Genomic DNA, 14,144 nt, shown 5'->3' with positions numbered 1-14,144 from the left:
CCCATGGCCACGATCGCCACCACCCAGAACGCGATGGCCACCCAGACGATTCGGCGCCACAGCCTCATCGCGCGACCTCCGGTTCCACCGGCACCGAGCGGGTCAGCTGATCGATCCGAGCGATGCGGCCGTCGGGAGCCAGGCGGCCGATCATGCAGATCTCGGTGGCGGTGGGGCCGGTGCTGCGAAGGGTGGCGTGCAGGGTGTAGTGGGCGGCGATGGAATCGCCGGAGATGAGGGCTCGATGCACCTGGACGCGCACCGATTCGGCGTTCGTGCGGGCCGGGCGGGCGTGGGTGACCAGGGCCTGGCGGGTCAGGTGGAGGCCGTCGTTGCGGAAGTCGATATCGGGGGAGAACCAGCGGTCGACCACGGTGGCCGGGTCCTCGTCGCCGAAGGCCATCTCATGGGGGTAGGCGGTCAGGTACTCGTGGAGGTCGGATTCGTTTCGCATGCGGCCACGGTGCGGGCCCGCCCTCACAGGCGGCTCACATCCCGCTCATACGACCGCTCACACGCCGTGGGTTCGCGCCGCCGCCAGGCACGACTCCAGCGCGGCCATGGCCTCGGCTCGGGGGAGCGAGCGGCCGTGCTCATAGGCGGTCGCCGCCGCCTCGATCCCGAGAACCGCGTCCAGTTCCGTTCGGAGCGAGACGACATCGGGGTATCGGGCATCCGGAGCGCCACGCATGGCGTGCCCGGCTCCCAATGCTCGCGCCGCCTCCGCTGCCAGCCCGGCGGCCAGGCACGTCCGCGCCACGCCGACGCTCACCTCGGCCGCCATCGGCATATCGCGGGTCGCCACCGCGCTCGCCCAGGCGTCGGCGCAGTGCGCGGCCGCCGCCGCGACCCGCCCCTCGGCCGCCCGCAACAACCCCATGCGCAGCCCGAACATCGCCCGGTACGAGCGGTCCTCGCTCATCACCCGATTCAGATCGGCCTCGACCACACCCAGCAGCCGCGCCGACTCCGCCGAATCACCTTCGAACCGCGCGATATCCGCCGCCATCAAGTGCGCCATCACCTCATCACCCGCCGACAACGGCTCGCCCAGCACCGCGGCCAGATCCTCCCGCGCAACCGCGACATCCCCGGTATGCAAACGCACCATCACCAGCCAAATCCTCAGCGTGACAGCATGTCCCAGCGACTTCGCGGCCTCCAACGCCGCCGCGATCGCCGCGGTAGCACCATCGAAATCCCCGAGCGTCGCGCGAGTGAACGCCAAAAACGTCAGCGCAGTCGTCCGAGCCCACCGCTCCCCGGACTCCTCGAAACACTCCGCAGCCGTCCGCAAATCCTCCTCCAGCGCGCCCACCCCGGTGTCATTGGCATGCAGAAACGACCGCGCCAGCCAGAACATCCCCCGCGTCCACGCATCCGAATGCCCCAGCCACGGCTCGACCACAGCCAGCCCGTCGGGCAACCGCTCGGCCGCCAATTCCACCAGCGCCCAGGCCAATTCGGCGGCGCCGTCGCCACTCGGACCGCCGTGAGGTGACGTTGCCGGACCGGTCTCTCCGTCTGCGGCGGAGATGGTGGCCGCATCACATCGCTGCATCGCGGACGCACGATCGGCGCCGGTATCGGAATCGGTTGGGGTCGTGCCGATCCAGCGGCGGATGTCGGCGGTGGCGGCGGTGAGTTCCGACGCCTGGGCTGCCAGCAGGGAGTGCAGCGCGAAGGCAGCGGCCAAGGGCGGGTAGGGGCGGTCGGTCGGCAGGTGTAGGACCGGCCGAAGCATGGCGACCGCCTCGGCATGCGCGCCGCGCAGGGCCCAGTACATGCCGAGCGCCGAGCCGAGGCGGGCGGCGGTCTCGGCGTCGCCCGACTCGTGGGAGAAGCGCAGGGCGGCAATCAGATTGCCGCGGTCCGCGTCGAGCAAGTGTAGCCAGGCGAGTTGGTCGCGACCGCGCAGCGCGGGCTGAGCGCGTTCGGCCAACTCGAGATAGTAGGCAGCGTGGCCGGAGCGCGCCGCGAGGAGATCGCATTGGGCGGTGAGCTTTTCGAGCCCGTACTCGCGCACCGATTCGAGCATGCGGTAACGCGGTCGAGGGGACGGCAGACTCGGGTCGGGCGGTGCGTCGTCCGCGAGCAGCTGTAGCAACGACTTATCCAGCAGCGCTTCGAGTTCGGTGATGGTTACGTCGAGTGCGGCGACCGCCGTCGGAGTGAAGGGCGCGGCGAACACCGACAAGCGGGCCAATGCCGTCCGCTGGGGATCGGTGAGAAGGTGCCAGTCCCAGTCCAATACGCCGCGCAGCGTGCGATGACGGGGGAGTGCGGTCCGGCTCCCATTCGCCAGCACGCCGAACCGATTACCCAACCGGGCGCGCAGGGTATCCAGCGGCATGACGCGCAGCTTGGCGGCGGCGAGCTCGATCGCCAGCGGCAGGCCGTCGAGATCGCGGCAGATGTCGGCCACCGTGTCGAGATCGGTCCCGGTGATGACGAGATCTGCGCGCACGGCTGCCGCCCGGTCGAGAAACAGCCGCACCGCCGGATAGTTCCCGGACTCCGGCGCACCCGGCGGTGGAACCTCCAAAGGTGCGGTCTCCCACAGTGTTTCCCCGATGATCCCCAGCGGCTGTCGACTCGTCGCCAATACCCGCAGCTCCGGCACGCGCCCGAGCAGATCCTCCGCGAACCGCGCCACTGCCTCGACGAGATGCTCACAGTTGTCCAACACGAGCAGCGTGGGCGCGTTGGGCAGCGCCTCAGCCAGCAGCCCAACGGGATCCGCGTCCGACGGCTCGAAAGTCCGCGACATCGCCACACCCAGACCGGCGGCCACCGCGTGCGGCAGATCCGCCGGATCGCTCACACCCGCCAATTCCGCCAGTCCCACCCCGCCCGGAAACCGCCCACCCGATGCCCCGGCCAGGGTGACGGCCAGCCGCGTCTTCCCGGCCCCACCCGGACCGACGAGCGTCACCAGCCGAGCCCGCGTCAGTCGCGCCCCCACCTCGCCCAACTCTCGTTCCCGCCCCACAAAACTCGTCAACGGAGCCCGCAACCGCACCCGCGCCTCCGGCGCCGAACCAAACCCTCCCGCCGGTGCTGAAACCACCTCGGAATCGCCACCCGCGGCAGTGGGTGGCGCCGCGGGTTCGCGAGATTCCGCGGACGAGAAGTAGAGCTCACCCGCCGACCGCGGCCCGGAATCGTCCGACCTGCTTTGCCGACCGATCGATGAGTCCGGCTGCGCTGCCTCCGGTTCGCCTCGGAGGAGGCTGAGGTGGAGGGCGGTCAGGTCCGGGCCGGGGTCGGTGCCGAGTTCGGTGGCCAGCAGGGTGCGGTAGCGGTCGTAGGCGGCGAGGGCGTCGGGGGTGCGGGCGGCGGCGTGGAGGGCTCGGATGTGTAGGAGGCGTAGGCGTTCGCGGAGGGGGCGGAGGGTGATGAGGTCTTCGAGTTCGGCGAGGAGGAGGGGATCGGCGGGGCGGGTGGGGAGTTCGGTGGCCAGGGCCGATTCTGTGGCTGTGATGCGTAGTTCTTCGAGGCGGGTGGCGGCGGCCGCGGCGAAGGGGAGGTCGGTGATGTCGGATAGGGCGGGGCCGCGCCAGAGTGAGAGTGCCTCGCGCAGTTGGTGGCTCGCGCGGGAGGGGTCACCGCGATCGATGCTCAGCAGTCCGCCGCGTACCAGGCGCTCGAAGCGGATGGCGTCTACCGACAATGCCGCCACGTCCAGGCGGTAGCCGCCCGCCTCCAATCGGATCGCGGCGTCCTCCGGCAGTGTGCGGCGGAGCCGGGAAACCAGTTCGTGCAGAGCGTGTTCGGGCCGCTTCGGGGTGCGCTCGGGCCACAGGTCCCGCACCAGCGCGCCGACGCTCACCGGCCGCCCGGGATTCAGGGCGAGCCGGATCAGCAGACCGCGCAACCGGGTTCCGGCCACGGGCACCGGGCCGTCATCGGCCGTCACCTCCAGCGGGCCGAGAATCGCGATGCGCACACCGCGAGTCTGGCACGCGCCCTCGGCGCACAGGGAATGCGAAGGTGTGCGCGGATCCGTGGGAGCCCCTGCTCTCTTCGGGATCGCGCGGCGTCAACGTGTCGAGGACACCAGGCGGGTTCGCTGACGGGCCTCCTCTTCGGGGCAGGTGGTGGCCATCGCCCGGCGGCGGTTGGTGCGGACGGCCGCGCTGAACAGCTGGTATTCGGCCGACGGGACGCAGACCTCGCGGTACGGGTGGCGCGGGGTCACGCGGCGGTGGGGGCCGGGGATGACCACCCCGCGGCGCGCGCCGGGGCCCGCCTCCTGGGCGCGGACCCACTTCCGCATGAGATGGGAGTCGATGCTGGGCAGGTATTCCACCGCACAATCCCATTCCAGGCCCTCCACCTGCATAGGATCGGCGACCGCGGTCACGACAACGGCGTATGCCGTACCGACGGTATTGTCCGCCATTGGATCTACCCCCTGTCCATGCTCGACATCTCCGGCGTTGCGCGGGGAATGTTCAGGATACGTCGAAAGATCTTGCACTACTGAGTATTTCGCTGTACCCGCAAGTAGATTGCGGGTACTCCGCAGTCCTCGGAGGGGTGAATGTGGCAGGTGCCGCGCGAATTCCGGACCCGCCGCACGGGTTGCCCGACATGCGCGGGAGTGGCGTGAATCACGCCCCTGACGGGCCCGGAATACCCTCGTGACGGCCTATGTTCATCTGGTTGCCATATCCACCAAGTGTGGAAGCGACCACAGGAGGACCCGTGCAGTTCGGACTATTCAGCGTCGGTGACGTCACCATGGACCCCACCACCGGCCGGACCGCGACCGAGGCCGAGCGCATCCAGGCCATGGTCGCGATCGCCCTCAAGGCCGAGGAGGTCGGCCTCGACGTCTTCGCCACCGGCGAGCACCACAACCCGCCCTTCGTCCCGTCCTCGCCGACCACCATGCTCGGCTACATCGCGGCCAAGACCGAAAAGTTAGCGCTGTCCACCGCGACCACGCTGATCACCACCAACGATCCGGTGAAGATCGCCGAGGACTTCGCCATGCTGCAGCATCTGGCCGGCGGCCGGGTCGACCTCATGATGGGTCGCGGCAACACCGGACCCGTGTACCCCTGGTTCGGCAAGGACATTCGCGACGGCATCCCGCTGGCCATCGAGAACTACCACCTGCTGCGGCGGCTGTGGCGCGAGCGAACCGTCAACTGGGAGGGCAAGTTCCGCACCCCGCTGCAGGGCTACACCTCGACGCCCGCACCGCTGGACGGCACCCCGCCGTTCGTGTGGCACGGCTCCATCCGCTCGCCCGAAATCGCCGAGCAGGCCGCCTATTACGGTGACGGCTTCTTCCACAACAACATCTTCTGGAATCCCGAGCACACCAAGCAGATGGTGACCCTCTACCGCCGCCGCTTCGAGCACTACGGCCACGGCGCGGCCGAGCAGGCCATCGTCGGACTGGGCGGGCAGGCCTTCATGGCCGAGACCGAGGCCGAGGCCAAGCGAATCTTCCGGCCCTACTTCGACAATGCGCCCGTCTACGGCCACGGCCCGTCGCTGGAGGACTTCACCGAACTGACCCCGCTCACCGTCGGCACCCCCGAGCAGGTCATCGAACGCACCCTGGGCTTCGCCGACAATGTCGGCGACTACCAGCGGCAGCTGTTCCTCATGGACCACGCGGGCCTGCCGCTGGACATGGTGCTGGAGCAGGTCGAGATCCTGGGCAAGGAAGTGGTTCCGGTGCTGCGCAAGGAATTCGAGGCGCGCCGCCCGGCCAACGTGCCGAGCGATCCGCCCACCCACGCGTCGCTGGTGGCCGCCGGTCCCGACGCCCCGCACCACCTGGTCGAGCCCGCCCGCGAGCACGTGCTCGCCGAAAAGAATTGAGGACGAACGTGAGTCGCAAACTGGTAGTGCTGACCGCCGGGCTCTCGCAGCCCTCGTCCACCCGGCTGCTCGCCGACCAGCTCGCCGCCGCGGTCACCGCGGCGGTGGGCGGGCGCGGGGAGAACCTCGAGGTGGAGGTGATCGAATTGCGGGAACTGGCAAGCGATCTGGCCACCACCATGACCACCGGCCTGCCCACGCCCGCCGTGGCCACGGCACGCGAGAAGGTGACCGACGCGGACGGCCTGATCGCGGTGTCGCCGGTGTTCACCGCCAGCTACAGCGGACTGTTCAAGATGTTCGTCGACATCCTGGACACCGAATCACTCAGCGGCATGCCGGTTCTCATCGCCGCCACCGCGGGCACCGCCCGGCATTCCCTGGTGCTGGACCACGCCATGCGGCCGCTGTTCGGCTACCTGCGCGCGGTGGTCGTGCCGACCGGTGTCTTCGCCGCCACCGAGGATTTCGGCTCGACCGGGCTGACCGAGCGCATCCACCGGGCGGCGTCGGAACTGGCTCAGCTCATCGTCGCCGAACCGGTCGCCGTGCAGGGCTTCCTGCAGGACGAACCGGTCCGCCACCGCACCTCGGGCAACCGGGTCGGCGCGGTGCGCCCGTTCAGCGAACTGCTGGCCGGGCACGCCGGAGACGGTCGATAGCCATCCGATAGCTAGAGTGATCGAATGGCCGAGGAACTGCTGCCCGCCATCCCGCTCGACTCGTGGCGGCCCACCAAGGAAACCCTGCACCGCTACGCCCAGATCATCGGCAAGGTGGCCCTGGCCAAGGGCATCAGACGCAATCACTGGTGGCATATGACCTACCGGTTGACCGCCCGCGGCTGGACCACCGTGCCCCTGGGCACGGCCAGTGAAGGGCCCGTATTCACCTGTGCCTTCGACTTCTTCGACCATGTGCTGCGGTTGTCCAACGACCGCGGCACGCAGGAAGAGGTGCCGCTGACCGGGCAATCGGTGGCCAGTTTCTACGGCGAGACCATGAACAGCCTGCGCAATCTCGGCGTGGACGTGGTGCTCGCGCATCCCACCCCGTTCGACCTGCCCGACCACGGGCGGCCCTTCGACGAGGACGAGGAACACCACACCTACGATCCCGCCGCCGCCCAGCGCGCCTTTCACGTGCAGAGCCAGGTGGGCCGGATCCTGGAGCGCTTCAGCGCCACGTACTCCGGCAAGATCTCCCCGGTCCAGGTCTTCTGGCACACCTTCGATCTCGCGGTGCAGCGCTTCTCCGACCGCAAGATCGCCATGCCCGACAGTGTGGATCCGGTCACCCGCGAGGCGTATTCGCGCGAGGTGATCAGTGCCGGTTTCTGGTTCGGCGACGACAAGGTCCCCGCGCCGACGTTCTACTCCTACACCGCACCCGAACCCGCCGGACTCAGCGATCAGCCGCTGCGCCCGGCCACCGCGAAATGGATGCCCTCGGGCTCCGGCCACAACGCCTACCTGCCCTATGACGACGTCCGCACTGCTTCCGATCCGATCGGCACGGCCATGGATTTCTTTCAATCCGCTTACGAAGCGGGCTCGCGTCTCGCGGGCTGGGACGCTGTCGGCCTGGCCTGCCACAATGGCATCACCGATCCCGTGCTGACCTCGCCCCGCCTGGGGTGGCCGGAGTAGCGAGGCCCGGTGCCGCAGGAATAACCGGCTGCCCCGAATCGTCTCTCCGGCATAGTGTGTCGAAGAGGAGTCATGGGATGATCGCCATGGGGAGAGGGCCCGCGCGGCCTTCGCGCGTGGAGGAGAGGGGCTCAGATGCGTGAGGAACGCATACCGAATCCGACGCTGACCGCGTACCGGGAGACGACTTTCACCGCCGGACCCAACACCCGGGTCGGGCTGATGGGCGCCCTGGTGCTGGGCAGCGTGATTCTGGTGTGGGCGGCCGAGCGCGCATCACGCGAGGGCAATGACCACGGCTGGTTCGTGGCGGTCTCCTTCGCGGGGCTGTTCGTGGCCCGGGGCCTTTACCTGCGCCGGCCCATCACCCTGCCGCATCTGACCTTCGCGGCCATGACGCTGGTGATCTCCAACTTCAGCTACCGGACCGAGCACCCGGCGGTCGGTTTCGTCTTCCTCGCGGCCAGCGGCGCGATCCTGGTGCTGCCGCAGGGCAGCAAGCCTCAGCCCGAACAGCTGCCGCGGGTGGCCGAGCTGGTGCGGCGCAGCCACGGGGATCCGTTGGCTCCCTTCGCGCTTCACTCCTCCAAGAGCTACTACTTCAATGCCGACGGCTCCGCGGCGCTGGCCTACCGGGCCCGGCTCGGAATCGCCGTCGTCGCGGGCGATCCCATCGGCGAGGCCGGGCAGTTCCCCGAATTGCTCACCGAATTCTCGCTTTTCGCGGGCAGTCACGGCTGGAAGATCGCGGTGCTGGGCGCGAGCCCGGAACTCAGCCAGACCTGGCAGCGGCGCGCGGTCGACCATCGCGGGCTGCGGTCCATCGCCATCGGACGCGATGTGGTCATCGAGGTGGGCCGGTTCGACATGGTGGGCCGCAAGTTCCGCAATCTGCGCCAGGCGGTGAGCCGCACCAAGAACTTCGGCGTCACCACCGAGATCCTGCCCGAGGTCGCGCTCACCGAACCGCAGCGCGAAACCCTGCTCTCCATCGTGGACGAATGGGGGCACGGGCGGCAGACCCGCGGCTTCTCCATGATCCTCGACCACCTCCTCGACGGGCGGCATCCCGGCATGCTGGTGGTGATGGCGCGCGACGCCGACGGGCGCGTGGTGGGATTCCAGCGTTATGGCATGTCCGGCAACGGCCAGGAGCTCAGCCTGGATGTTCCGTGGCGGCGGCGCGACGCGCCCAACGGGCTCGACGAGCGCATGATCGTGGATCTGGTGGATTACGCGCGGGAGCGCGGGATCAAGCGAATCTCGCTGGCGTTCGCGGCGTTTCCGGAGATCTTCGCCGACAAGCAGCGGTCGCGGACCATGCAGGTGGTGTATCTGGCGGTGCGGGCGGGTGATCCGCTCATCCGGTTGGAATCGCTGTACCGATTCCTGCGTAAGTTCAATGCTTTCGGAGATCAGCGGTACGTACTGCTGCGCTGGCGTGAGGTTTTGATCGTGGCGCTGGCCCTGCTCAGCCTGGAATTCGTGCCACACCGCAAGCAATTTTGAACAACTCTCGTAACTCTCAGGGCTAAACCCCTGAAACCCCGGGAATTGCCGGCGGATTCTCACTTCAGGAAGTCGACCAGGGCTGCGGAGAAGGACGGGTCGGCGACGGCGGCGAGGTGGTCGCCGGGGACTACGACGCATTTCGCGTCGGGGAGGGCGGCGGCGAGGCGTTCGGGTTCGGCCGCGAACGGGTCTGCGTCACCCGCCAGGACGAGGGCCGGAATCGCGATGGCGGAGAGGTTTTCGATCGGCGCCTCGAGCAGGCTGGTCGCCACCAGGGTGATGGCCTCGCGGTCGGCGCCGAGCGCATCGGCCAGCAGGCGGAACATGCGGGCGTTCGGCACGATATCGGCCGGGTCCGCGGTCATGGCGGTCTCGATGTCGGAGGGATCGATGACGCGCCAATCGATTCCGCCGCAGTCCACCACGCCGGAGCCGATACCGCCGATGACCAGCCGCTCCACCCGCTTGTCCGCCTGGGCGACCAGCAGCGAGATGATCCCGCCCATCGAATAGCCCACCTGTGCAACCCGATCCAGGCCGAGCTCGTCGTAGAGCGCCCGCACGTCATCGGCCATTGCCCGCCAGGAGTATCGGGCCGGATCGTGCGGCTTCTCCGACCGCCCGTGCCCGCGCGCGTCCAGCGAGATGACGTGATGCCCCGCCTTCACCAGCGCGGCCACCACCCCCACACTCATCCAATTGGCATTGGTATCGGCCACGATTCCGTGCTGCAACACCACCGGAACGCCGTCGCCCTCCCACACCGTGTAGTTGAGCTCCAACCCGTCATGGGTGGTGAACTTCGCCATGGCCGCGATATTAGGCATCCCTCGTCATCCCGGCGTGCTTTTGGCCGGGATCCATGATCGAGGCGTGGATTCCGGCCAAGAGCACGCCGGAATGACGGAGGGATCCTCAGCTCATGCGTGCCATGGCTGCTCGCGGGAGCAGCGGCATCACCAATCCCAGTACCCGCCAAGGCCATTCGGGGACCGAGGCGCGGACGGCCTCGCGTTCGATGGCGGCGACCATGGAGTTGACGCCCTTGTCCAGGGGCGCAACCAGTTTGGCGTCGCCCGCCTTGGCGGACATGTCGGTGGCGATGAAGCCCGGCTGCACGGTGGTGACCTTGATCGGGGTGCCGCGCAATTCGATGGCCAGGCCCTCGCCCAGCGCGGTCACGCCTGCCTTGCTGGCCGCGTAGGCCGCCTTCTTGCCGGGCAGCCCGCGGACCGCGCTCATGGATGAGATGAGCACCAGGTGCCCGGCGTTCTGTGCGCGGAAGATGCTCATCGCCGCTTCGGCCTGGGCCAGGGCGCTGACGAAATTCGTGGTGGCGGTGGCCAGGTTGGCGTCCGCGCGCCCGGTGCCCAGGCGCGCGCCCTTGCCGATTCCGGCATTCACGATGACGCGGTCCAAGCCGCCGAGTTCGGTGCGCAACTCCTCGAAGACCTTCGGCACGGCCGCATGGTCGTCCACATCCAGCCCGCGCACCGCGACCGTGATCCCGGGATTGGCGGCCAGCAGCTCATCCCGCAGCTCTTCGAGATTGGCGACCCGTCGGGCGCACAGCGCGAGATCCCGCCCGCGCCGCGCGAATTCGCGGGCCATGCCCGCACCCAATCCGGAGCTCGCGCCGGTGATGAGAATCTTCTGCCTGGTCATGTGGCCAACCCTAGCCCCGCCGCCGGATTTCCTTCACGCGAGAAGGGTTATCCGGCCGAGCCGGTGTTCGGCTGCGCGGGCGTCAGGTGCCAGGCCCCGCAGTTCTGGGTCGAGAACCCCACATCGGTCGCCTTGATCTCGACCGTCACCGGCTTGGTGCGGACGAAGTCGCTGGCGATGATGTAGTAGTTCGGATCCGGATAATCCTGCGGCGTCTGGATCTTCCACAGCCGCCGCCAGAAGCAGCCACCATTGGCCGGATCCGGCGAACCGTCGCCGATATAGATCCCCGGCTTGATATCCACATTGACCACATAGGTCCCGTCGACCGTGATATCGGTGGCCGGTTCGGCGGCCGCGATTCCCGATGCGGCCATTGTCAGCGCGGAAGCGAAGGCTCCCGCGGCCACGAGCGCGCCTGCACGCACAGTGTTCCTCCCTGAGCAGCTCACTTTGCGCCGCACGGTTCCCGTCGTGCGGCGTCGGGTGACCCCCGCGTCTCCCGGGGCGGTGTCTATCAGAGATTCCGGTCTGTTTTCGGGAAATCGCCCGGATTCGAGTAAATGAACAATCGCGGGCGATGCTCTTTCGGTCCCGCCCACGATATTCAGGGCATGGGAAGTCTTCGCCCGGTCGCGACCGGCTGCGCGACACACTGCGCCCGGCTGTGCACCGACGCGGGCCTGGCGGCCGTGCTCGCCGCCGATCGCGGCCTGCTGCACTGGCGGGCCATGGGCCGCCTCGGCGATCCGGGCCTGGCCGAGCACGCCGTGCAGGAGACCCTGCTGCGGGCCTGGCGTGCTTGCGCGAGCTACAACCCCGAGCGGGGCAGTGTCCGCACCTGGCTGCTCACCATCGAACGCAACGTCCTCATCGACACCGCCCGCTTCCGGGCCGCCCGCCCCGGCGACGCCAGCTGGGACGAGATCGGCGAACAGGCCGAAAACCACTGCGCCCGGCCCGATTTCGTGGAAGATCTGACCGACGGGCTGCTGGTCGCCGACCTGCTGGCCCAGCTTCCGGCGGCCCAGCGGGACGCGGTGGTGCAGGTCATCCTGCGTGATCGCGCCTATCAGGATGTCGCCGCGGACCTGGGCATACCGGTCGGCACCGTCAAGACCCGAGTGCATTACGCGCTGCGTTCCCTGCGCCGACTGCCCCTCAGCGCGTGAACCCGTAGCGCTCCCCGCACGTCCAACAAGAGTGGCCGACCCGCACCCGGCGGGCCGGCTCCGAAGCGAGGAGTTACCGATGACCGACACCACCCGTGCGCCCGGCGGATTCGCCGTGGATCGTCGCACCGCCCTGGCCGCCACCGCGGTCGCCGCCACCGCGCTCACCATCGCGGGCTGCAGCAGCGGCTCCGACCAGCCCGCCTCGGCCGCGCCCAATGCCAAGAACGGCGAGGCCCCGGCGGCCAAGAAGCAGGACGCCGATGAACTGGCCTACACCAAGGATGTCCCGGTCGGCGGCGGCGTCATCGCCGGTGACACCGTCATCACCCAGCCCACCGCGGGCACGTTCCAGGGCTTCTCGTCGACCTGCACGCACCTGGGCTGCAAGGTGAACGCGGTGGCCGACGGCGTGATCAAGTGCCCGTGCCACGGCAGCAGCTTCCATCTCGACGGCACCGTCGCCAGCGGCCCCGCGCCGCGGGCGTTGGATACCAAGGCCATTCGAGTCGACGGGGACAAGATCGTTCCGGCCTGATCCGCGCGTCGTCGGGGTAGCGGTCGCGCGGTGCGGGATAGTTGGCGTGTCGTTTTGAATCGGCGCAGTTTGCTGAAATGCGCCCGCCAGCGTCCTGATTTGGTGTTAATGGGCGTCTGACCACATGTAACGGTTCCATCACGAAGCTTGCCAGAGGGTAACTGATGTTGCCAGAGTGCTGTGTGAGCTTTGAGTGAATAGCTGGGTCTGGTGTTACTAGTGGGAAGGGAGGGGCGCTCCGCCCCGAGCGCCGTCCGCTTATGAAACCGAGCATCACCAAGTCCGGAATATGCACCGTCGTCACCGCGGCGGCCATCACCGCCGTGGCCGGGATCGTCCCGACCGCCGCCCTGGCCGCGCCCGCGCTGCCCGAGCTGCCCCAGAAACTCGCCGGGAAGACGGTCTTCCTGGATCCGGGCCACCAGGGCCCCAACCACTCCCAGGACGAGAACCGTCAGGTCAGCGACGGCCGCGGCGGCACCAAGGCGTGCCAGACCACCGGCATGACCAGCCTGCACGGCATCGCCGAGCACACCATCAACTGGAATGTCGCGCAGCTGGTGCGCACCTCGCTCGAGGGCCTGGGCGCGAAGGTCGTCATGAGCCGCCCCGACGACACCGGCTGGGGCGGCTGCGTCGACGAACGGGCCAAGGCCGCCAATTCCTCCGGCGCGGACGTCGCGCTCAGCATCCACGCCGACAGCGGGCCCGCCGACGGGCACGGCTTCCACCTCATCGTGCCGCAGCTGCCGGTGCCCGACGCCAAGGTCAACGAGGTGCAGTCCGGGGCCGGGCTGGCCGCGTCGAAGGCCATGCGAGATGCGTACGTGCAGAGCGGATATCAGGTCGCGACCTACAACGGGGCGGTCGACGGACTGCAGTCGCGCGCCGATATCGCCGGGCCCGCGCTGACCACCGTGCCGGATGTCTTCCTGGAGATGGGCAATGGCGCGAACGCCGAGGACGCCCAGCAGCTGGAGACCCCGGAGGGGCAGCTCAAGCATGCGGTCACCATCACCACGGGCATCGCTTCGTACCTGCTCGGGGTGCCGGTTCCGGCCGACACCGAGAAGGCCTCGGACACGGTAACCGCTCCGGGACAAGCGGTTCCGGCGCAGCCCGCGCAGGCGCAAGTGCCGCAGGCGCCCGCCTTGCCGACGCCGGCCGAAGTTCAGGGACTGCCCGCGCAGGCCCAGGTGCCGCAGGCTCCCGCACCGCAGACGCCGCAGGCCCAGGTGCCGGGGCAGACGCCGCAGACCGAGCCGCAGGCGCAGCTGCCGCAGACCCAACCCCAGGCGCAGCTGCCGCAGACTCAGCCCCAGGCACAGGTCCCGCAGACCCAGCCGCAGGCTCAGGTGCCCGGGCAGTCGGGGCAGACCCCGACCCAGCCCGCGACACCGCAGGCTCCCGCTCCGGCGCAGTCGAACCCGGGGCAGCCGGGCGGGACGCCGATGGACGCGGGGCTGGAGTTCTTCCAGCAGCTGGCCGACCAGTTCCTGCAGATGGAGCAGGGACAGCCGGGCACCCCGCCGCAGACCGCACCGCAGTCGGGTCAGCAGCCGCAGGCCGGTCAGCCCGCGCCGCAGGCGCAGCCGGCCAAGCCGGGTACGCCCGCCGCCAAGCCGGTGGCGCAGCCGATGCCGGAACCGCGTGCGCCGCAACAGCAATCGCCCGGCGCGCAGGCCGGTCAGCAGACCCCGGCCCCGGCCAGCCCCGGCGTGCAGGCGAATCCGGGCACGCAGAAGCCGGGCACCGACAAGAACT

Annotated in this window: 13 protein-coding genes; 7 read left to right on the top strand and 6 right to left on the bottom strand. The window is 69.1% G+C overall.

The window, feature by feature from the left end:
* Nucleotides 1-64 precede the first annotated feature (64 nt).
* The 3 genes from ON43_RS37465 to ON43_RS37455 all read right to left on the bottom strand — a co-directional run bounded on the left by ON43_RS37465 (nucleotide 65) and on the right by ON43_RS37455 (nucleotide 4,405).
* Nucleotides 65-454 carry a nuclear transport factor 2 family protein gene (locus tag ON43_RS37465; protein ID WP_040815408.1) on the bottom strand — a complete coding sequence of 130 codons (390 nt, stop codon included), beginning with the start codon at nucleotides 452-454 and terminating at the stop codon, nucleotides 65-67.
* 57 nt (nucleotides 455-511) lie between these two features.
* A complete protein-coding gene (locus ON43_RS37460) occupies nucleotides 512-3,949 on the bottom strand; it encodes an AfsR/SARP family transcriptional regulator (protein WP_051179820.1) in 3,438 nt (1,145 codons plus the stop codon).
* A 93-nt stretch (nucleotides 3,950-4,042) separates the two neighbouring features.
* On the bottom strand, nucleotides 4,043-4,405 hold the full coding sequence (locus tag ON43_RS37455) for a hypothetical protein (protein ID WP_040815407.1): 363 nt from the start codon (nucleotides 4,403-4,405) through the stop codon (nucleotides 4,043-4,045).
* A 305-nt stretch (nucleotides 4,406-4,710) separates the two neighbouring features.
* Between ON43_RS37455 and ON43_RS37450 the strand changes: the two genes are divergently transcribed.
* From ON43_RS37450 to ON43_RS37435, 4 genes are all read left to right on the top strand, one after another.
* Nucleotides 4,711-5,844: an LLM class flavin-dependent oxidoreductase gene (locus ON43_RS37450; protein WP_040815406.1), complete on the top strand. Its 1,134-nt coding sequence runs from the start codon at nucleotides 4,711-4,713 to the stop codon at nucleotides 5,842-5,844.
* A gap of 8 nt (nucleotides 5,845-5,852) precedes the next feature.
* Nucleotides 5,853-6,506, top strand: coding sequence for an FMN reductase (locus ON43_RS37445; protein ID WP_040815405.1), 654 nt, complete (start codon nucleotides 5,853-5,855; stop codon nucleotides 6,504-6,506).
* Nucleotides 6,507-6,530: 24 nt separating this feature from the next.
* Nucleotides 6,531-7,493 carry a DUF5996 family protein gene (locus ON43_RS37440; protein WP_040815404.1) on the top strand — a complete coding sequence of 321 codons (963 nt, stop codon included), beginning with the start codon at nucleotides 6,531-6,533 and terminating at the stop codon, nucleotides 7,491-7,493.
* A 135-nt stretch (nucleotides 7,494-7,628) separates the two neighbouring features.
* Nucleotides 7,629-9,002 (top strand): bifunctional lysylphosphatidylglycerol flippase/synthetase MprF, encoded by a 1,374-nt coding sequence (locus ON43_RS37435; RefSeq protein WP_040815403.1) that lies wholly within the window; start codon nucleotides 7,629-7,631, stop codon nucleotides 9,000-9,002.
* 59 nt (nucleotides 9,003-9,061) lie between these two features.
* Here ON43_RS37435 and ON43_RS37430 read toward each other — a convergent pair whose 3' ends face one another.
* The 3 genes from ON43_RS37430 to ON43_RS37420 all read right to left on the bottom strand — a co-directional run bounded on the left by ON43_RS37430 (nucleotide 9,062) and on the right by ON43_RS37420 (nucleotide 11,098).
* The gene (locus ON43_RS37430; RefSeq protein WP_040815402.1) at nucleotides 9,062-9,814 is read right to left on the bottom strand and encodes an alpha/beta fold hydrolase; all 753 of its coding nucleotides are present in this window, start codon (nucleotides 9,812-9,814) and stop codon (nucleotides 9,062-9,064) included.
* 106 nt (nucleotides 9,815-9,920) lie between these two features.
* Complete coding sequence (locus tag ON43_RS37425; protein WP_040815401.1) at nucleotides 9,921-10,670, bottom strand: SDR family oxidoreductase; 750 nt, start codon at nucleotides 10,668-10,670, stop codon at nucleotides 9,921-9,923.
* 47 nt (nucleotides 10,671-10,717) lie between these two features.
* Entirely contained in the window at nucleotides 10,718-11,098 is a 381-nt protein-coding gene (locus ON43_RS37420; RefSeq protein ID WP_040815400.1) for an Rv1352/Rv1906c domain-containing protein, read from the bottom strand.
* A gap of 186 nt (nucleotides 11,099-11,284) precedes the next feature.
* On the opposite strand from ON43_RS37420, the gene ON43_RS37415 reads away from it, so the two are divergent.
* The 3 genes from ON43_RS37415 to ON43_RS43110 form a co-directional block, all read left to right on the top strand.
* Nucleotides 11,285-11,842, top strand: coding sequence for a sigma-70 family RNA polymerase sigma factor (locus ON43_RS37415; protein WP_051179819.1), 558 nt, complete (start codon nucleotides 11,285-11,287; stop codon nucleotides 11,840-11,842).
* A 79-nt stretch (nucleotides 11,843-11,921) separates the two neighbouring features.
* Nucleotides 11,922-12,380, top strand: a complete 459-nt coding sequence (locus ON43_RS37410) for a QcrA and Rieske domain-containing protein (RefSeq protein ID WP_051179817.1) — start codon at nucleotides 11,922-11,924, stop codon at nucleotides 12,378-12,380.
* A gap of 260 nt (nucleotides 12,381-12,640) precedes the next feature.
* A partial coding sequence (locus ON43_RS43110) for an N-acetylmuramoyl-L-alanine amidase (RefSeq protein WP_051179816.1) occupies nucleotides 12,641-14,144 on the top strand: 1,504 nt, incomplete at its 3' end.

The organism is Nocardia concava NBRC 100430, from assembly GCF_000308815.1.
GTDB lineage: Bacteria > Actinomycetota > Actinomycetes > Mycobacteriales > Mycobacteriaceae > Nocardia > Nocardia concava.
The sequence above is the reverse complement of the archived record's forward strand: the minus strand, read 5'-3'. Positions and strand labels throughout refer to the sequence as shown.

Coding starts and splice junctions, on each gene's coding strand:
- ON43_RS37440 (WP_040815404.1), top strand. CDS start 6,531: ATGGCCGAGGAACTGCTGCCCGCCATCCCGCTCGACTCGTGGCGGCCC.
- ON43_RS37410 (WP_051179817.1), top strand. CDS start 11,922: ATGACCGACACCACCCGTGCGCCCGGCGGATTCGCCGTGGATCGTCGC.
- ON43_RS37430 (WP_040815402.1), bottom strand. CDS start 9,814: ATGGCGAAGTTCACCACCCATGACGGGTTGGAGCTCAACTACACGGTG.
- ON43_RS37425 (WP_040815401.1), bottom strand. CDS start 10,670: ATGACCAGGCAGAAGATTCTCATCACCGGCGCGAGCTCCGGATTGGGT.
- ON43_RS37415 (WP_051179819.1), top strand. CDS start 11,285: ATGGGAAGTCTTCGCCCGGTCGCGACCGGCTGCGCGACACACTGCGCC.
- ON43_RS37435 (WP_040815403.1), top strand. CDS start 7,629: ATGCGTGAGGAACGCATACCGAATCCGACGCTGACCGCGTACCGGGAG.
- ON43_RS37465 (WP_040815408.1), bottom strand. CDS start 454: ATGCGAAACGAATCCGACCTCCACGAGTACCTGACCGCCTACCCCCAT.
- ON43_RS37455 (WP_040815407.1), bottom strand. CDS start 4,405: ATGGCGGACAATACCGTCGGTACGGCATACGCCGTTGTCGTGACCGCG.